This is a genomic window from Chryseobacterium sp. FR054, assembly GCF_056844565.1.
On the sequence record NZ_JBXDSA010000002.1, the window covers coordinates 581,296 to 599,927 of the forward strand.

Annotated in this window: 15 protein-coding genes; 13 read left to right on the forward strand and 2 right to left on the reverse strand. The window is 39.7% G+C overall.

Annotation, left to right across the window (positions count from 1 at the left end):
• Positions 1–5: 5 nt before the first annotated feature.
• The 6 genes from AC106S_RS10050 (at position 6) to AC106S_RS10075 (ending at position 7,384) form a co-directional block, all read left to right on the forward strand.
• Complete coding sequence (locus AC106S_RS10050) at positions 6–1,064, forward strand: glucosaminidase domain-containing protein (RefSeq protein WP_482438934.1); 1,059 nt, start codon at positions 6–8, stop codon at positions 1,062–1,064.
• A gap of 56 nt (positions 1,065–1,120) precedes the next feature.
• On the forward strand, positions 1,121–2,410 hold the full coding sequence (hemL, locus tag AC106S_RS10055; protein WP_482438935.1) for a glutamate-1-semialdehyde 2,1-aminomutase: 1,290 nt from the start codon (positions 1,121–1,123) through the stop codon (positions 2,408–2,410).
• Between the two features lie 277 nt (positions 2,411–2,687).
• The gene (locus AC106S_RS10060; protein ID WP_482438936.1) at positions 2,688–4,022 is read left to right on the forward strand and encodes an amidohydrolase; all 1,335 of its coding nucleotides are present in this window, start codon (positions 2,688–2,690) and stop codon (positions 4,020–4,022) included.
• Positions 4,023–4,047: 25 nt separating this feature from the next.
• Positions 4,048–4,716 carry an ankyrin repeat domain-containing protein gene (locus AC106S_RS10065; protein WP_482438937.1) on the forward strand — a complete coding sequence of 223 codons (669 nt, stop codon included), beginning with the start codon at positions 4,048–4,050 and terminating at the stop codon, positions 4,714–4,716.
• A gap of 503 nt (positions 4,717–5,219) precedes the next feature.
• The gene (locus AC106S_RS10070; RefSeq protein ID WP_482438938.1) at positions 5,220–6,065 is read left to right on the forward strand and encodes a helix-turn-helix domain-containing protein; all 846 of its coding nucleotides are present in this window, start codon (positions 5,220–5,222) and stop codon (positions 6,063–6,065) included.
• Positions 6,066–6,145: 80 nt separating this feature from the next.
• The gene (locus tag AC106S_RS10075) at positions 6,146–7,384 is read left to right on the forward strand and encodes an amidohydrolase (RefSeq protein WP_482438939.1); all 1,239 of its coding nucleotides are present in this window, start codon (positions 6,146–6,148) and stop codon (positions 7,382–7,384) included.
• A gap of 511 nt (positions 7,385–7,895) precedes the next feature.
• On the opposite strand, the gene AC106S_RS10080 is transcribed toward AC106S_RS10075, so the two are convergent.
• Positions 7,896–9,116, reverse strand: coding sequence for a hypothetical protein (locus AC106S_RS10080; RefSeq protein WP_482438940.1), 1,221 nt, complete (start codon positions 9,114–9,116; stop codon positions 7,896–7,898).
• 32 nt (positions 9,117–9,148) lie between these two features.
• A complete protein-coding gene (locus AC106S_RS10085; RefSeq protein ID WP_482438941.1) occupies positions 9,149–11,779 on the reverse strand; it encodes a TonB-dependent receptor plug domain-containing protein in 2,631 nt (876 codons plus the stop codon).
• A gap of 196 nt (positions 11,780–11,975) precedes the next feature.
• Between AC106S_RS10085 and AC106S_RS10090 the strand changes: the two genes are divergently transcribed.
• The 7 genes from AC106S_RS10090 to AC106S_RS10120 all read left to right on the forward strand — a co-directional run bounded on the left by AC106S_RS10090 (position 11,976) and on the right by AC106S_RS10120 (position 18,490).
• On the forward strand, positions 11,976–12,653 hold the full coding sequence (locus AC106S_RS10090) for a response regulator transcription factor (RefSeq protein WP_062702984.1): 678 nt from the start codon (positions 11,976–11,978) through the stop codon (positions 12,651–12,653).
• Positions 12,654–12,699: 46 nt separating this feature from the next.
• Positions 12,700–13,746, forward strand: a complete 1,047-nt coding sequence (locus tag AC106S_RS10095) for a sensor histidine kinase (RefSeq protein ID WP_482438942.1) — start codon at positions 12,700–12,702, stop codon at positions 13,744–13,746.
• A gap of 119 nt (positions 13,747–13,865) precedes the next feature.
• A complete protein-coding gene (locus tag AC106S_RS10100; RefSeq protein WP_482438943.1) occupies positions 13,866–14,462 on the forward strand; it encodes an IS1096 element passenger TnpR family protein in 597 nt (198 codons plus the stop codon).
• 273 nt (positions 14,463–14,735) lie between these two features.
• Complete coding sequence (locus tag AC106S_RS10105; protein ID WP_482438944.1) at positions 14,736–16,082, forward strand: alpha-amylase family glycosyl hydrolase; 1,347 nt, start codon at positions 14,736–14,738, stop codon at positions 16,080–16,082.
• Positions 16,083–16,166: 84 nt separating this feature from the next.
• Complete coding sequence (locus AC106S_RS10110) at positions 16,167–16,607, forward strand: hypothetical protein (protein ID WP_482438945.1); 441 nt, start codon at positions 16,167–16,169, stop codon at positions 16,605–16,607.
• A gap of 168 nt (positions 16,608–16,775) precedes the next feature.
• Complete coding sequence (locus AC106S_RS10115; protein ID WP_482438946.1) at positions 16,776–17,570, forward strand: thymidylate synthase; 795 nt, start codon at positions 16,776–16,778, stop codon at positions 17,568–17,570.
• Entirely contained in the window at positions 17,570–18,490 is a 921-nt protein-coding gene (locus AC106S_RS10120; protein ID WP_482438947.1) for a hypothetical protein, read from the forward strand. The genes AC106S_RS10115 and AC106S_RS10120 overlap by 1 nt, the downstream gene beginning before the upstream one ends.
• The last annotated feature ends 142 nt before the right edge of the window (positions 18,491–18,632 follow it).

Genomic DNA, 18,632 nt, shown 5'->3' on the forward strand with positions numbered 1-18,632 from the left:
AAAACATGAAAAGACTTCTCTTGCTCATAAGCCTTTTAGTTTTATCAAAATTTTCAGCTCAGAACTGGGCCACTGAAGATCAGTACATCCAACGGTTTGCCAAATACGCGGTAGAGGAAATGGAAAAATATAAAATTCCGGCTTCCATTACCTTAGCCCAGGGACTTTTAGAGACCGGGGGCGGGCAGAGCAGACTTGCCCAGGAAGGCAAAAATCACTTCGGGATCAAATGTAAAGAAGACTGGACGGGGAAAACCATGAAACACACAGATGATGCTCCCAACGAATGTTTCCGTGTATATGACGATCCCAGACAGTCTTATGAGGACCATTCCATATTCTTATCAACAAGAAAATATTATGCGAATCTTTTCAAGCTGGATATGAAAGATTACAGAGCATGGGCTCATGGACTGAAAAAAGCAGGCTACGCTACCAATCCCCGTTATGCATCGATTCTCATCGGCAAAATTGAAAAATACAGGCTTTACGAATATGACAATACTTCTTCCAGTGAAGTATTGTATGCGGTTCTTAAAATGTACCCGGACCTGAAAGACGACAGAACTTTCATGGCTCAGCTGGAACCCTCAAAAGCTGTAAAGAAAGTTAAAGAACCTGTTACCGTAGAAGTTCCTTATAAACAGACCTCTTATGCCCAGCAGCAGAAAAGAGTGGAAAGGATCAAAACAAAAGCGGAAATCCTTAATGCTATCATTATCAAAAGCCACCCGAACGAAGGGCTTAAATATATCGTTATCCCTGAAGACACCAACGTAAAATTCATCGCCAATAAATTTAAAGTAAGCGAAAGCAGACTGATGAAATGGAATGACCTGGACAGTGATGTCTTAAAGAAAAATGATATCGTTTTCCTTGAATCCAAAAACTCAGCAGGAAATACAGCAACCTATAAAGCCGAATCCGGTGAGGATATGCACGATATTGCCCAGAAATTCGGAATCAAGCTTAATAAACTTTACGCTAAAAACCGTATGGACGAAGGTCAGCAGCCTTCTGCGGGCCAGCTGATCTATTTAATAGACAAAAAACCGAGAAATTAATTTTTTTGTTGGCCGTTTCCGGCATTCACAGACAACTGCCAACCAGCAACCAATATATGAAATACCAAAGAAGTTCGGCTTTATTTGATGAAGCCTATCAATACATTCCGGGTGGAGTAAATTCTCCGGTACGTGCATTCAAATCAGTAGGAGGAGTTCCTGTTTTTATGAAATCGGCGAAGGGAGCTTATCTTACAGATGCAGACGATAATACTTACATCGATTACATCAATTCATGGGGACCGGCTATTTTAGGACATACCCATCCTGAAGTCCTGGAAGAACTGAAAATCCAGGCCGAAAAAGGGTTCTCTTTCGGAGCACCCACTGAACTGGAAACCGAAATTGCAAAATTCATTGTAGAGAACGTTCCGAATATTGATCAGATCAGAATGGTTTCCTCCGGTACAGAAGCGTGTATGAGCGCAGTAAGACTGGCGAGAGGATTTACCGGAAGAGATAAGATCATCAAGTTTGAAGGCTGCTATCACGGCCACTCAGACTCATTCCTGATTAAAGCAGGAAGCGGGGCTGCTACTTTCGGAAATCCGAATTCTCCGGGAGTTACAGAAGGTACCGCAAAAGATACTCTTTTAGCCCGTTATAATGATATAGAGCAGGTTCAGGATCTGTTCCGTCATAATCCGGGAGAAATTGCAGCCATTATCATTGAGCCGGTAGCCGGAAATATGGGATGTGTACTTCCTGAAAATAATTTCCTGCAGAACCTGAGAAAAATCTGTGATGAAAACGGAACTTTGCTGATCTTTGATGAAGTGATGACCGGATTCAGACTGGCTTTCGGAGGTGCACAGGAACTTTTTAATGTAAAAGCAGACCTTGTTACCTACGGAAAAGTGATCGGTGGAGGACTTCCGGTAGGCGCTTTTGCCGGAAGAAATGAAATTATGGACCACCTTGCCCCGAAAGGAGGTGTATACCAGGCCGGAACATTAAGCGGGAATCCTCTGGCTATGAGAGCAGGACTGAAAACACTTCAGCTGATTAAAAATGATCCGGAATTCTTCAGCAGGCTGGATAAAACAACAGAAACATTAAGCATTGAGATCGGAAAAATTCTGAATGAAAAAGACATTCCTCATAAGATCAACAGAAAAGGATCCATGATGTCTGTTTTCTTCCATACCAACAGAGTCTCTAATTTTGATGAAGCTCAGGAAGCCAACCATTCATTGTTCAATAACTTCTTCCATCAGATGCTTGAAAATGGAATTTATCTTCCGCCAAGCGGCTATGAGACCTACTTCATCAGTGATGCCATCAAAGAAAAAGAAATTGAGATAACACTGGAAGCAGTCAGAAAGTTTGAATATTCCAATAAATAAAAATAAGACCGGGTTGAAAATCCGGTCTTTTTATTTCCCAGAAATTCCTAAATCTTTTTTAACAGCCAGGAGACCAATACAACACAAACATCTGCGAAATCAGCGCGATCTGCGGAAACTTTATATACATTATTAATGTTTTTATAAAGTAAATACCTGCTAATCTGTTCAATCTACCTGATAAAATTATCCAAAGCATAAATCATACAGATTTTGTAATAAACCGTACACCTGCTTCACAGACGTTCTTTTTAATTTTGTCAGAAAGAGATTGGACATGACGACTTCAGACCATACGATATCCCGTAAGGATTTTATCAGGAATTCAGCACTGGCACTGGCCGGATTAACTTTAATACCCAATATCATGAATGCATCACCGTTTTCTGATGAGAAAAATAATTCGGTAAAAGGAAAACTAAGCCTTAAAAACGTCCGTCTGGAAACAGGTTTTGTTTATGAAGAAGGAGACGTAACAGCAACGAAAACAGACCTCTTCTATATTGAGACTGAAAACGGTAAAATCACAAAAATTGCTCCTAACCAGCCCGGTGCCAAAGCCATAGATGCCAAAGGACTATTAATGCTCCCTGCATTTAAAGATATGCATATCCACCTGGACAAAACTTTTTACGGAGATAAATGGCAGGCGGTAAGAAAAAGAACCGGAGGAATTAAAGGAATGATCGGACTGGAACAGAAGATGCTTCCGGAAATGCTTAAAAATTCAACATTTAAAGCAGAAAAGATGATTGAACTGTTACAGTCAAAAGGTACATCTTTTGCCAGAAGCCATGTGAATATAGAACCTACATCAAAACTCCAATCGTTAAAAAATTTACAGAAAGCCCTGGATCATAAAAAGAATGGCTTCGGAGCAGAACTGGTGGCTTTCCCTCAGCATGGAGTATTCTATACGGATTCAGTGCCTTATCTGAAGGAAGCGGCTAAAATGGATATTGATTTTATCGGTGGAGTAGATCCGTTCAATGTTGACGGAAATATTGAAAAGGTGGTTGATTTTACGGTCCAGCTGGCCTTAGATCACAAAAAAGGAATTGATATTCACCTTCACGAAACTGCGGATTCAGGATTGAAAACAGTGGAATATCTGATTGATAAAGTGAATGAAAACCCCTCTCTTAAAGGGAATACTTATTTGAGCCATTGTTTTATATTAGGAAAATTAGAACCCGCAAAACAGGAAGAAATTGCTGAAAAACTGGGGGCGGCACAGATCGGAATTGTCTCTACGATCCCTGTCGGAAGGCTGATTATGCCGATCCCGACCTTATACAAGCATAAGGTAACCGTATTGACAGGAAATGACAGTATTGTAGATCACTGGAATACTTTCGGAACAGGAAGTGTACTTCAGAAAGCCAATCTGATGGCACAGCTCTACGGTTATTCTACCGAACTGGCCTTATCCAGAAGTCTGAAGCTGGCGACAGGAAATGTACTTCCGCTGGATGATAAAGGAGTTCAGCAATGGCCCAAAGCCGGAAATCAGGCAGATTTTGTACTGATCGATGCAAGCTGCTCTGCGGAAGCGGTATCCAGAATTTCCGAGGTGAAATCTCTGGTACATCAGGGAAATGTTGTCTTTTAAATTTTTAATCTTAACATGATAAGCAATGAAAATTTTAATATTTCTACTGGCGTTCGGCAGCATGAGTGCATGTGATACGAAGCCGGGTAACTCTCCAAAAGAATACAGGATGGAACAGAAAGATATAGTGGATCTGGTAAGAAAAAATGATCTGGCAGCAGTGAAATCGGCCTTGAATAATGGAACTGATGTGAATACCAAAGACAGAAGAGGACGCTCGTTACTGCTGATCGCCACCATTGAAAAACAGGTTGAGATGGCAAGACTGCTGGTTGCTTATAAAGCGGATGTCAACCTTCAGGATGATCAGCTGGACAGTCCGTTTCTGTATGCCGGAGCAAGCGGGCAGACAGAGCTGGTGAAATTATATCTTGAAAACGGAGCCCGTTTTGATCTTTTCAACCGCTATAATGGTACCGCACTGATTCCTGCCTGTGAAAGAGGTCATGTGGAAACGGTGAAAGTACTGGTAAAAACAAAAGGTTTTCCGGTTAATCACGTGAACCGGTTAGGCTGGACAGCACTTATGGAAGCTGTGATTCTCGGAAACGGGACTGAAAAGTACCAGGAAATTGTACAGATCTTAAAAGACAGCGGAGCTGATCTGAGTATTCCTGATCATTCCGGGAAAACTCCCCTGCAGCATGCTGAATCTATGGATTTTGGAGAAATTGTCCGGATATTAAAATCCTAAAATAAAATTTGGATATATATAGTTTAGTGTTAGCCACAGAAACTGCAGACATTTAATCACTTGAATCTTAGAAAAGCAATAAATCTTTTCAAAGAAATAGGCTCTGATTTTTCCGTTCTTTTCGGAATAATCAGGAACATAAAAGTGTGATGGATTGTTTGTTTTTGTGGTTTTTTATTTCTCGCAGATTCTGCAGATTGAGCAGATTTTTTATTCTGTGGTCAATAGAAATCGCAGATTTCTAAAGACTGAAGTGTACTTTTATACGCTTAGGGTGTAACCATATTAAAGTGTCAAAGACTTTTGTGTTTTTAAAAATACCACGGATAACGGGTTTTTGGAACAAAAAATATTCAGCATATTTCATTTATTCCGGTTTCATACATGATATGCGATAGGGAAAGGTTCAGGAACAGCCGTTTTTTATACGATCCATGAATGTTTTGAAATAAATTGAACAGGCTCTTGTAATTTTTACTAATTTTAAGAGAAAATCAGACCGCGTGGGCCAACATACAGATCATTTTCCGGTTTTAGGAATCCAGGAATTCAGCGATAACCAGCTGAAGGGCTGTAATCTGCTGTTTAATGAACTTTATGGGGCACGTTCCATTGATGATCCCCACAAACACGATTTTTTTATCATCAATCTTTTTGAGCATGGTGTAGGATCCCATACGATCGATTTTACGGAATACCAGGTGAAAGACCATCAGATCCATCTCGTTTTTCCGGACCAGGTTCATCAGTGGGTGATTGAAAAAGAAACCATCGGCTATCAGCTGATGATCAGCAGGGACTGGTTTGAAAGTTTTTTACCTTCTTTGAGATTTTCTGCATCATATTATCAGAATCACCCGGTGATCAACCTTTCCGGAGAGGTTTTTGAAACATTCAGGTATGAATTCCAGGCCATCCGTAATGAGCTGAAAAGGGAAAATATATTCTGGGAAATGATCCAGAAACGGAGCGAGCTGATCGGCCTGCTGGTAAGCAGATCAATGGAAGGGGCTTTTAAGGATTTCGAAGTCTATAACTCGAATCCTATCATTTCCAGGTTTTTACATCTGATCGACCAGAATTTTAAAACAGAAAGATCGGTTTCTTTTTATGCCGGTAAACTGAATATTTCTGCCAATTACCTGAATATCGTATGCAAGAAAAACCTTAACGCTTCAGCTTCATCCCTTATTCAGGACCGTATTCTTCTTGAAGCCAAACGTCTGCTGAAAGTTTCGGAAATGTCTGTAAAAGATATTGTGTATGATCTCGGATTTTACGACCATGCCAGTTTTTCAAAATTTTTCAAGGTGCAGACCGGAATGACTCCATCCCAGTTCAAGGAATAATTTATACAACACAAGATATAATTAATACACTGTTTTTGTGCTGAAGCAGATGTAATTTTGTATGATTAAATTTTTAAATCATGCAATTTCCCTATCAATTAACTGCAAAAGGAAAATATTCCCTGAAAAATGTCCGCCTGGAAACAGGTTTTGAATATGATAATGAAGAGGTGACTGGAACAAAAACAGATCTTTTCAGTATTGATATTGAGGACGGAAAGATCAAAACCGTCAGAGCCAATGATTCTGCTTCCCGGGCGCTAGATGCCAAAGGTTATCTGATGCTTCCTGCCTTCAGGGATATGCACGTACATCTGGATAAAACCCTGTACGGGCTTCCATGGAAAGCATTATCCCCCAAAAGGAGATCGGTAAAGGATATGATCGCCTATGAACAGGAAATTATCCCGGAACTGCTGAAAACTTCTGTGGAAAGGGCAGAACAGCTGATCAGCCTTTTACAGCACTACGGGACCCATTTTGCACGAACCCATTTTAACGTAGAACCCACTTCAGGATTAAAATCCCTTGAGCATCTGGAAAGAGCCCTGGAAAATAAAAAAGATTCGTTCAGCGCCGAACTGGTTGCTTTCCCGCAGCATGGCCTTTATTATACCGAATCTGCTTCCCTGATGAAAGAGGCAGCACAGCTGAAAAGTGTAGGTTTTATCGGTGGCCTTGATCCTTTAAGCATCGACGGAAGTATTGAAAAAGTACTTGATTTTACGGTACAGCTGGCTGTTGATCATCAGAAAGGAATTGATATTCACCTTCACGAAACAGGCGAATCAGGAATGAAAACCATCAATTATCTGATTGATAAAGCCATTGAAAATCCACAGCTTCAGGGAAAAACATTCGTAAGCCATGCTTTTGCTCTGGCCCATCTTTCGGCTAAAGAAGCAGAACAGATCGCTGAAAGACTGGCGGAAGGAAAAGTTGGCATTGCTTCATCGGTTCCATTTGGAAAAACCATTATGCCTATTTCATTATTGAAGAAACATGGTGTAAATGTCCTGATCGGTAATGATAACGTACAGGATTACTGGAGTACTTTCGGATCCGGGAATATGCTGCAGAAGGCCAATCTTATTGCCGAACTGTACGGGTATGCCACAGAACAGGCTCTTTCACGGGCCCTGCAGTTTGCCACCCAAAGCATCCTTCCGCTGGATGAAAAAGGAAAGCAGCAATGGCCTAAAGCAGGAGATGAGGCCGCAGTGGTATTCACCGATGCCACCTGTTCTGCAGAAGCTGTCTCCAGGATATCCCGGATAGAAGCCCTTATGAATAAGGGAAATCTGTTCTGGAGAAATTAAAGAAAAATGTATTTTTTATATACTTGTTTTTTGTGAATCCGAAGCCATCAGTTTTCTGGTGGCTTTTTTGTGCAGATGTTTTATGTGCATTTAGGAAACTTAAAATATTTATCGTTTTTGTAAAAACAGGTTTATTCCTTAAAAATAGACATAATGCAAAGAATAATAAAGGAGGGAACGTGGAAGTACGCCGAAACTCATTTTGAAAAAATAATTTTAGTAGAGCAGGGCTGGGATCAGTTTTATGAGGAAGGGTAGAGTGAAGACGAACCTTATTTAAATTCTGACGGCCTGGTCTATTATTTACATTTTGGTGATTACAGGTATAATGAATATGGAACAATATCTTCCGGAAGTATTTCTATTCCTTTTTTATCTTCCCATGAGGCATTAATATATGCAGAAAGTGAAATGCGAGAGATGAAACGGAATGAGGAAGATTAATAAAAATCAAAAGCCATCAGAAAAACTTTTCTGATGGCTTTTTTATCTGATATGAAGAAACTGTTCCTTATTGTAAACCGGCTAAAAGGTTTACACCGTCTACTGTAGCCCATGCTCCTGGAGTTAGAGATACTTTTGTAACGGTTGAAGCATTAGTGAAAGTTTTTCCTCCGTTGGGTGTAAATGCATATCCCCAAACTCCCGGATTATCGGAGTTTAAGTAAGTCATCGGTGCAACAGACACTTTGTTGGTATTTACCTGGCTTGTTTCCGTAGGTGCATCCTGAATCAGTACAGAATAAGCTTTCTGAGTACCGATGTTTTTATATCCGCTGATATATACATTGGAGAAAATACCGGTTCCCTGTTTTTTAAACTGAATAGCTGAAATCTCAGGAGAGTTGGCTACTTCCGGGTTCGTATTGGCATCTCTGATCAGGGTAATATTTGAAATTTTAGGGGCGGTATTATCCACATTACTGGAAGCTTCAATTTCCATTCCGAAATTTCCTACTCCTGTCTGGAAAGCATACCAGTTGGTATTGTTCTGCCCGCTCCATGCATCCTGCCAGTCAAATGAATCATCATAGTTTCCATAAGAAACGATATTCTTGGCACTTACAGTTCCTCCAAAGAACTCGTAACCGTCGTCGGTTCCTTTGTAGGTTACAAGGTTTTCCAGTGTAGTTCCAGCTCCTACTGCATAGAATGTCATAGAGTTGGTTTCTGAAGTACCGTCACCAATTTTTTTACCGGCATATTCTACTCTTACAAACTTCATTGTTCCGGAGTTTGAATTAGGGTCTGATCCTCCGTAATATACGTTGTTACCGTCTTCAGAAAGAGCCTGGGTATTTCCGTTGATTGCTTTGATCGGAGCATTTCCGTATAATGTGATTCCTCCCCAGTCACCAGGAGTTTTAGTAGCAGTTGTGAATACAATAGGTTCCGATGCGGTTCCGACAGCATTTATTTTTCCGTCCTGAAGAACGACCAAACCACTTGTTTTAGAAGTGGAAACCGTAAATGTAGCCCCTGCCTCAATAGTAATTGTAGCATTATTGGTTACCTTTACAATTCCGTCTAATGTATAATTTCCTTTTTTAATTAAAATATCCTTTGCAATAGTCCCGGATAAAGTTCCGCTTCCGCTTAATACACTTTCAGTAGTTCCGGGAGTTACCGGAGTTCCGTCTCCCAGACCGTCATTTACATCAATTGTACATGAATTCAGGGCCAGTGTTAACGCAGCAGTTAACGATAGTAATGATAAAACTCTTCTTTTCATTTTTATACTTTATTTATATTCTTATTAGTTATTTAGAACGTATATCCTACGGTCAGGTTGAAGTTTACTCCTCTGAAATAATCTGTATAGGTATTCACTCCGTGAGTCTCTACATTATAGTAGCTCTTATCTCCCAGAAGGATTTTATATCTGTTATTTAAAATGTTTCTTACGCCGGCTTTCACACTCCAGTTTTTAGTAAGCTGTTCCTGGTAAACAAAATCCAGTTGATGGAAAGGCTTTTCATAGAAATTATCCGAACCTGAAGTCCCTACTGCATAGATCTTGGAACCGCTTACATTGTATACAAGAGATAATGTTCTGCTTAAATTATTTTTGTTTTTGATTTCGTATTTCAGGTCTGCGTTGATCGTATAAGGAGAAGCTCCCTGAAGACCTCTTTTGCGTAGTTTTCCCGTATAGAAAGAAGGATTGGGCTGTTCCAGTTTCAGCTGGTCTTCACTTCTTTCAACATCAGTATACATAAATGTGGCATTGGCTCCTAAAGTGAATTTTTCCAGAGATTCGGAAATTCTTCCCAGACTCATAATTCCTTCCAGCTCAATACCGGCCAGATCTGCCTTTTTAGCATTATAGAAAGTTACTGTTACCCCATTGGCATCTCCGGAAGAAACAAAAGACCTTTCAATGGCATTATTGATTCTTTTAGCAAATAAGTTCACCGCGAACATCTCTTTGTTGGTAGGGAAATATTCCCACTTCAGATCAAAATTATAGTTATCACTTAATTTGATGTCCGGATTTCCTTTGATGGTCTCGTTGTCCGGATTGATGTATGAAATTTCCATTGTTTCGATCAGTACAGGACGGGTAACAGTTTTGCTGAATGAAAATCTCAGGTTGTTCTTCGTGTTAAGAGCCTTTTTCACAGCAAGGGAAGGAAGGAATAGGTTTCTTTCTTTATCCAGGTTTGTTTTTTTCTCAGCTCCCTGTTCAGAAAAACGGATTAAGGTCATGTCATTTTCATACCTTCCGCCGATAAGGATATCCCATGTTTCAGAAGGTTTGTAGTTGAAATTGATATATCCGGCATTTACAAACTGATACATACTTGTAAAGAAGTTGGAAGCATCCGTTTCTTCCTGGAAGAAGAATCTGTTGTTGGCAAGATCCTGGTCGAATTTAGCCTGTGGAGCGTTTTTATCGATAATAAAACTTTGTCCTGCGGTACCGTTGGGTTTTCCGAAAATAAACCTGTACGATGTTTTTCTGAGATCTGCAAAACCGTTATATCCAACGGATAGCTGCATCGGGTAGTCTTTTTTATCTCCTTTTTCTCCTAAAAATACAGAATACTCTCCATAAGCAGAACCGTAAAATCTTGAATTCACATCAAGATACTGACGGATAATATTGTTCCCCCCATAGGCTAAAAGCAACTGGTTGTCGGCAAGCATATTTCCATTGGAGTCCAGACGGCTTCCTTCCAGAATCTTTCTGTCGGGCTGCTGATAATTATTAATTACATAACTTCCTCCGGCTTTTATCTGATGTCTTTCTCCTATTTTCTGGGAACCTGTCAGCTGGATATTAAGGAATCTTGATAAATCCTGCTGGTTGGTACGGAAGAATCCAATATCTTTATTCTGGATCTGGTTATTTTTATATCCGTAATAATCTTCAATGATGTTATTGATATTCTGAAGGTACATTGCATTCAAATTAAGGACAGTACCTCTGTTTTTATATCCTAAGCCTAATAACGCGGATGATTCTATCTGATAATTGTACTGCTTTCTCTGCAGTTCGTTATTCAGGTTGATGACACCTCCGAAATCCTTAAACTGGTTTTTTGCCCCTTCTTTATATGAATATTCCGAGCTTTGGTTTAATGAAAATAAGAATCCGAGACTTCCGTTTTCTCCGGCTTTCATTTTCTGCACCGTGGTGAACCCAAGATTCGTATTAGGCAGAGATTTCACATTATTCACATTCCAGCTGTCTTTAAACTGGGATAAAGACTCGCTTCCTGAAAATCTATAATTGCTTGGTCTTGAATCTCTGATAGAGGATGGTAGCTTTTTGTCTCTTGAATTTAATCCGAGATACCCGGTAAATCCGTCTGCACCTTCTGAAACTTTAAACCCGTCTCTGAAAGTACTTACCGTATTTACACCCACCCCGAATTCAATTTTGGAAAAAGGCTTGTCGATCGTCAGTGTTTCAATATCAAAAGTAGCACCTGCGAAATCTCCGTAAAGGTTGGAATTGAAAGTTTTGTAGATATTTAGCTTACCCACTACGTCCGTCGGGAACTGCTTTAAAGCAATGATCTTCTGGAAAGGGTTGTTGGAAGGAGATCCAAGACCGTTGATCAACAGGTAATTGTAACGCTCTTCAAGACCTCTTACGAAAAGTCCTCTTCCTTCTACCGTAGTGATACCCGTTACTTTGGTAAGTCCCTGCTCTACGTTGGAGATCCCTTTTCTGGAAATCTCTTCAGCACTTACAGCCTGCTTTTGAATAACCGCTTTTTTCTGTTCTCCCAATACCGCAGTTTCAGTTTTCTTGTTACTGCTTCCCTGGATTACTACGCCTTCAATTTTTTTCTCCTTTGCCACTGTATCCTGCTTCGTTTCCTGGGCGTAAAATACAGATCCGGATAAAAATAAGACTGCAATGCTAAGTTTATTAATTTTCATTATTTACTTACTTTATTTCTAGATTCTTTCGGTGCAAAGGAATAAAAGTTTGACGGCGTAAGTGGTTTAGTAAAATTTAATTTTTTTTTAACTAAATATTAAGAAACAGCCATTATTGTTAACTTTATGTAAACGATAAAGGATTCGTTCATCTGTGCTTTAAAATTTATTAACTTTGACTCAGTAAAAATTTAAAATGAACCAAAAGAAAATCCTTTTAATAGACGACGAACTGGATATTTTAGAGATCCTGTCCTACAACCTGGAAAAGGAAGGCTACGACATCTACACGGCCACCAACGGAAACGAAGGAATAGAAAAAGCCAAAGAAATTATCCCCGATCTTATCTTATTGGATGTAATGATGCCGGAGAAAGATGGGATTGAAACCTGCCAGGAACTTCGTAAAGTGAAAGAACTTCAGAAAACACTCATTGTTTTCCTTTCCGCAAGAAGCGAGGAATTTTCCCAGTTAGCAGGGTTTCAGGCCGGAGCCAATGATTATGTGGTAAAGCTGATCAAACCGAAGATCCTTATTTCTAAAGTAAACGCATTGCTTCAGCTGACTTCCCAGGTTTCAGACAATGCCAAATTAATAGAGATCGGTGACCTTGTGATAGACAAAGACAACTTCAGGGTTTCCAAAAGCGGACAGCAGTTTCTTCTGCCTAAAAAAGAGTTCGACCTGCTTTATCTGTTGGCCTCAAACACTGAAAAAGTCTTTAAAAGAGAAGAAATTCTTGAAAAAGTATGGGGAAATGACGTGATCGTGGGAGAAAGAACCATAGACGTTCACATCAGAAGACTGAGAGAAAAACTGGGAATCAATACCATTCAGACCCTGAAAGGAATCGGTTATAAACTGATCGTTTAATAGCTTAAAATTCCTAAATTTATACCAACCCTAAAAATTTGTAAAATTGAAATTTTACAGACTTACACTCGTCGCCTCGTGTCTTCTGACACTGGTGATGTTTCTTTTAGTGATCATCTTTGATTCACTGAAGGATCTGTATTACCAGACTCCGTTTTTTAAAATCGGATTTTTTATCTGCATCATCCTTATCTTTATGATCAATTATGTAGTTCTTGAGCTTCTGTTCAACTACTATGGTAAAAAGCAGGTACGGGGACTGTCAGAAATTCTTCCACAGGAAATCGTTCATGATAATGACGAAAATATTACCATTAAAGAACTCGGAGAACGGTTTTCAGACCTGAATCAGCAGCAGGTAACGGAAATCGATATGATGAAGGAAATGGAAAGCTACCGTAAAGAATACATCGGAAATGTTTCCCACGAACTTAAAACTCCGCTGTTTTCCATTCAGGGATACGTAGAAACCCTCAGAGACGGGGGAGTAGATAATCTTACCATCCGTGACAAATACCTGGAAAGAATCGATAAATCTGTGGAAAGGCTTATTGCCATTGTTACGGATCTTGATATGATCAACAGGCTTGAAGCAGGGGAGATCAATCTTACGGTTTCTACCTTCGATGTGAATCTGCTGATTAAAGAAATCTTTGAACTTCTTGAATTTGAGGCGGAAAAACATACCACCACACTGCAGATTCAGACCCTGCATCCTCAGATCTTTGTAGATGCCGATAAACAGAAGATTTCCCAGGTTTTCATTAATCTGATCTCAAATGCCATTCATTATGCCAACAGACAGGAAGCAAAAGTAGTGGTAAAAACAAGCGTTCTTAAAAATAAGGTTCTTATTGAGGTGATTGACAATGGAATGGGAATAAAAGCTGAGATTCTTCCAAGAATTTTTGAAAGATTTTACAGAGTGGAAACCAGCAGAAGCAGAAGAGAAGGCGGATCCGGCCTGGGATTGGCCATTGTAAAGCATATTCTGGAGGCTCATAACGAAAATATCACCGTGGAAAGCGTTTACCTGGAAGGTACCAAATTCAGTTTTATGCTCGAGAAAAGTAATAATCCGGGCAAAATGTAAGAAAAAAAAATATTTTAAAAAATCCTGAAATATTTTTTTGTCACATGTCATTTATTATATATTTGCAACAGAGATTTATCATAATAATTAAGGCAAAAAAAGTAATTTAAGAAACTGATATGGTTTACAAGATCCGCGTAATATTAGATGCGAAAGAGGATATTTTCCGAGATATTGAAGTTAAGGGAAAACAGTCACTATGGAACTTACATTTGGGAATTAAAAGTGCGTTCAGTCTGCAGGGCGATGAACTGTCTACTTTTAATCTTCTGGAAGATGACGGAACGATAGTAAAAAGCGTACCGCTGGAAGATATGAGTGATGATGGTGACGGAGAAATTATGTCAGATATATACATCGATGAAGCTTTCGAAAATGTAGGCAACAAAGCACAGTTCCAGTACGGACTTCTTGATCTCTGGGAGTTCTTCTGCGAATTAATTGAAATTATTGATGAGAAAAAAGGAGTTACTTATCCTATTACAGTTTACAGATTCGGGAATGTTCCTTTAAAGGCTCCAAGTAAAAGCGGAAACGGAGGAGGCTCTAAAAAGAAATCAGCAATGCCTTTACTGGAAGATGATTTTGGATTTGAAGACGATTTCGGAGGAAGCGGAAACTTTGAAGATGAAGACGACAGCTTCGATGACGAAGAAGAAGAGGACTACAACGATGATGTTTTCGATGATGAAGACGATAATGATGATGAAAGATAACATCTGAATACAATATAAAACCCCGGATTTCTGATCCGGGGTTTTTCGTTGAAAACAGTGATGTTTTATCCTTTTCTTTATGATCCCAAAACCTAACAGGTCTCAAAGACCTGTTAGGTTTACTAAAAATTTCCGGTCTTATAATTATAATTCCCTGATAATCAATTTCTCCTTCTTTAATTAGAACCCGTACATTCATTTCCAATACACCTAAAATACACGCTTTTCCATTCTCTCAAAAAAACATTCCTTACTTTTGCTAAAATTAGATTAATGAAAAAATTAATTTTATTCGCAACTGTTGGTCTGGGAATTGTTTCCTGTACCACTCAAAATATAAAAAATACTATGGATCTGCCCAAAGAATGGAAGCACACCACCAATATCTACGAAGTAAACATCAGACAATATACCCAGGAAGGAACTTTCCGGGCATTCGAAAAAGAAATGCCACGCCTTAAGAATATGGGAGTGAAAACATTATGGTTTATGCCCATTACTCCTATTGCTCAGCAGAACAAAAAAGGAAGCATGGGAAGCCCGTACGCAGCATCGGATTATACTTCCATCAACCCGGAATTCGGGACTCTGAACGACTTTAAGCATATGGTGAACGAAGCCCACAGATTAGGATTTAAAGTCATCATCGACTGGGTAGCCAATCATACGGGATGGGATCATGTATGGACCAAAACACACCCCGAATTCTATCTGAAAGATCCGGATGGGAAATTTCATATCGCTTCAGGAATGGATGACATTATCGAACTGGACTATAAAAACCAGGAAATGCGTCAGGCTATGATTGATGCCATGAAATTCTGGGTAAAAGAAACGGGTATTGACGGTTTCAGATGCGACCTGGCTTCCTGGGTGGAAGTGGATTTCTGGGAACAGGCCCGCCCTGAAGTTGAGAAAATAAAACCTCTTTTCTGGCTGGGAGAATTTGATGAGCTGGAAAGCCCTGAATACGGAAAAGTATTTGATGCCAGCTATTCCTGGAAATGGATGCACAAATCGGCAGATTATTATAAGAAAAATGAACCGCTTCAGGAACTTAAAGACCTGTTGGTGCAATATTCCAATATCGGGGACAATTCAATGAGAGCATGGTTTACCACCAATCATGATGAAAACTCCTGGAATGGAACGGAATATGAAAAATATGGAGTGATCACCAAACCGATGGCTGTTTTTTCAGCAACATGGAACGGAGTTCCTTTACTGTATTCAGGACAGGAGCTTCCCAATATGAAAAGACTGGAATTCTTTGAAAAAGATGTCATCAAATGGACGAATACCTATCAGGCTGCGGATTTTTATAAAACCCTGCTTGAACTGAAAACCTCCAACCCTGCTTTAAGAGGCGGAGATACTCAGGTAGCGACCTTTCTTCTGAATACAACAGCTAATGACAAAATATTAGCTTATGTAAGAAAGAACGGCAAAGATGAAGTTCTGGTTGTTCTGAATATGTCTAAAGAACCTGTAAACTTCACTATTGAAGACGGAAACCTGTCCGGAACCTTCAGAAATGTTTTTGACAGAACCAAAAGAAATTTTGATGCCGGAAAAGACTTCAGCTTCAAAGTCTCCGATTATGCGGTGTTTGAAAAATAATCGTTCCGTAAAATTGTTATTCTTACTTAAAAAGATGTATTAACTCTTATAATTCCCCTCTTTTTGGAGGGGATAAAAGCTTCCATGAACAAACAAGAAATACACAATATCCTTACAGCAAAGATTGCAGATAAGATTACGCATTTTGAAAACCTTATTGCCGAAACCCGTGCTTCCAATAACGATACCAAAAGTTCTATGGGGGATAAATATGAAACCGGCCGTGAAATGCTTCAGCAGGAGATCAATAACCTTCAGCGGCAGCTTAACGAAGCGCTGAACCAGCAGGATGCTGTCCGGAAAATATCCTCTGAAGCAATGGATAAAGTGCAGAACGGAGCTTTGGTGAAAACAGATAAGGGGTTGTTTTATATTGCTGCGTCCGCAGGCGAAATTATTTACGGAAAGCAGAAGATCATGACAGTTTCTGCAGAATCCCCTCTTGTAAAAGCGATGTACGGAAAAAAGACAGAAGATATATTCACTGTGAATACTACCAGCCAGATCATTGAAGAGATCTGGTAATTTTGAAAAAAAATAACCCTGCTGATTCTTTTCAGCCTGGCTGAACAGCAGCAATTTAATAGAAAAATAATATCGTTTCTATACACGGCATTCATGAAAGTGAATGCCTTTTTAATAGTTTTTTAGGGAAGTTTTTTCTAAATTTGAGCCATCAAAACCGCTTTCAAAATGCAAAATTATCTAGACCTTTTACAGCATATTTTAGACAACGGAACAGACAAGACCGACAGGACGGGAACCGGAACCAGAAGTGTTTTCGGGTACCAGCTGAGGTATGACCTGTCAAAAGGTTTTCCTTTGGTAACCACCAAAAAAGTGCATCTGAAATCGATTATTTATGAACTCCTGTGGTTCCTGAAAGGAGATACCAATATCAAATATCTTAACGATAACGGAGTATCCATATGGGACGAGTGGGCGGACGAAAACGGAAACTTAGGTCCTGTATACGGAGCCCAGTGGAGAAGCTGGCAGGGAGCAGACGGAAAAATTGTAGATCAGATTACAGAGGTCATCGATCAGATCAAAAAAAATCCGGATTCCAGAAGGCTGATCGTTTCCGCATGGAATACCGCTGAAATTCCGAATATGGCACTGGCACCCTGTCATGCCTTATTCCAGTTTTATGTGGCGGACGGAAAATTATCGCTGCAGCTGTATCAGAGAAGTGCCGACGTATTTCTGGGAGTACCGTTCAATATCGCAAGCTATGCCCTGCTTCTGATGATGGTGGCGCAGGTATGCGGCCTGGAAGTAGGTGATTATGTACACAGTTTCGGTGATGTTCATATTTACAACAACCATTTTGAACAGGTAAACAGACAGCTTTCAAGAGAGCCGAGACCACTTCCGGTCATGAAGCTGAATCCTGAGATCAAAGATATTTTTGGTTTTGATTTCGAAGATTTTACACTCGAAAACTATGATCCGCATCCGGGTATTAAAGCTCCGGTAGCCATATAATGAATAATTCCGGAGTTTTTGGAATTGTTTTCTGTGCTTTCATTCTTTTAGGCTGTACCGGGAAAAACGATAAAAAGACTGCCATATCGCAGGATATATTAATCGAAGATTTTGATTTTGCGAAAGATGCTGTATTTGATACACTGAATATCCCTGAACATTTAAAGAAAACAGTAATAGCGATTTCCGCTCTGAATGTATATGAAACAGGGAGCCTGGCAAAAGGTCAGAAAGACCCGCCGGCCAACTTTAACAATGCTGAAAAATTATACCAAATAGCTTCAGAGCAGGAGCTGTTCACCCTTGCAGATAACAGAAATAGTGCTGTGGCCGTATATGCAGCAATAGGGCTGCTGGAAAAACAGCCCCGTTATCTTGAATCTGTTTTTAGTAAACTTCTCAGCAGAAAGCAAAAGGTCCATGTTCAGAATGGCTGCGTTATCAGTGATGATAATCCGGCAGAACCTGTCTACTGGAAACGGTATTATCAGCTGAAGCCGGACGAACTCAGATCAGATTTGCTGTTGAAAAAACTGGATAGCATGCTTTTATTCAGTCCTGATTCTTCAGAACTTATTCTCAGCACTGCGCTCAGAAACAGGATCTATCCGGACGGACTCAAAAAACAGATTGTAAACCTGGCATTTTCTCATCACAGGATGCCCGCCATGCTGTATCTTTCCACCTGGTATAAAAAAGACTACGCTGTTCAGCTGCAGAAAGAATATATTGAAATTCTCGGTAATAAGACTGTTGATGACACCCGGAAAAGAAAATATCTTGCGGAGCTTCTTTCATTTAACAACCCCCGGAATAGAAAAGTGATTCTCGGCTATATTAAAAAGGACAGCCTTTGCAGAGATGAAGAAACCATACTCTCCAGACTGGAATTTAATGGAATAACCCCCGAAGATTATTAGTGTTTTTCCGAGCAGAAGAAACACAATTTTATAAATAGGGAAGTTATGTAAATGAAGTGAGCCTGTCCTTCGGATGATATTGGTTTTATTCTTACACAATATAACTGTTTCAGAGGTTTAAACTGTAACAATAGCCCTATAT

What these genes read in the sequence shown, in the direction of transcription:
- AC106S_RS10050 (WP_482438934.1), top strand. Translation starts at nt 6, where the DNA reads ATGAAAAGACTTCTCTTGCTCATAAGCCTTTTAGTTTTATCAAAATTT.
- hemL (WP_482438935.1), top strand. Translation starts at nt 1,121, where the DNA reads ATGAAATACCAAAGAAGTTCGGCTTTATTTGATGAAGCCTATCAATAC.
- AC106S_RS10060 (WP_482438936.1), top strand. Translation starts at nt 2,688, where the DNA reads ATGACGACTTCAGACCATACGATATCCCGTAAGGATTTTATCAGGAAT.
- AC106S_RS10065 (WP_482438937.1), top strand. Translation starts at nt 4,048, where the DNA reads ATGAAAATTTTAATATTTCTACTGGCGTTCGGCAGCATGAGTGCATGT.
- AC106S_RS10075 (WP_482438939.1), top strand. Translation starts at nt 6,146, where the DNA reads ATGCAATTTCCCTATCAATTAACTGCAAAAGGAAAATATTCCCTGAAA.
- AC106S_RS10080 (WP_482438940.1), bottom strand. Translation starts at nt 9,116, where the DNA reads ATGAAAAGAAGAGTTTTATCATTACTATCGTTAACTGCTGCGTTAACA.
- AC106S_RS10085 (WP_482438941.1), bottom strand. Translation starts at nt 11,779, where the DNA reads ATGAAAATTAATAAACTTAGCATTGCAGTCTTATTTTTATCCGGATCT.
- AC106S_RS10090 (WP_062702984.1), top strand. Translation starts at nt 11,976, where the DNA reads ATGAACCAAAAGAAAATCCTTTTAATAGACGACGAACTGGATATTTTA.
- AC106S_RS10100 (WP_482438943.1), top strand. Translation starts at nt 13,866, where the DNA reads ATGGTTTACAAGATCCGCGTAATATTAGATGCGAAAGAGGATATTTTC.
- AC106S_RS10105 (WP_482438944.1), top strand. Translation starts at nt 14,736, where the DNA reads ATGAAAAAATTAATTTTATTCGCAACTGTTGGTCTGGGAATTGTTTCC.
- AC106S_RS10110 (WP_482438945.1), top strand. Translation starts at nt 16,167, where the DNA reads ATGAACAAACAAGAAATACACAATATCCTTACAGCAAAGATTGCAGAT.
- AC106S_RS10115 (WP_482438946.1), top strand. Translation starts at nt 16,776, where the DNA reads ATGCAAAATTATCTAGACCTTTTACAGCATATTTTAGACAACGGAACA.
- AC106S_RS10120 (WP_482438947.1), top strand. Translation starts at nt 17,570, where the DNA reads ATGAATAATTCCGGAGTTTTTGGAATTGTTTTCTGTGCTTTCATTCTT.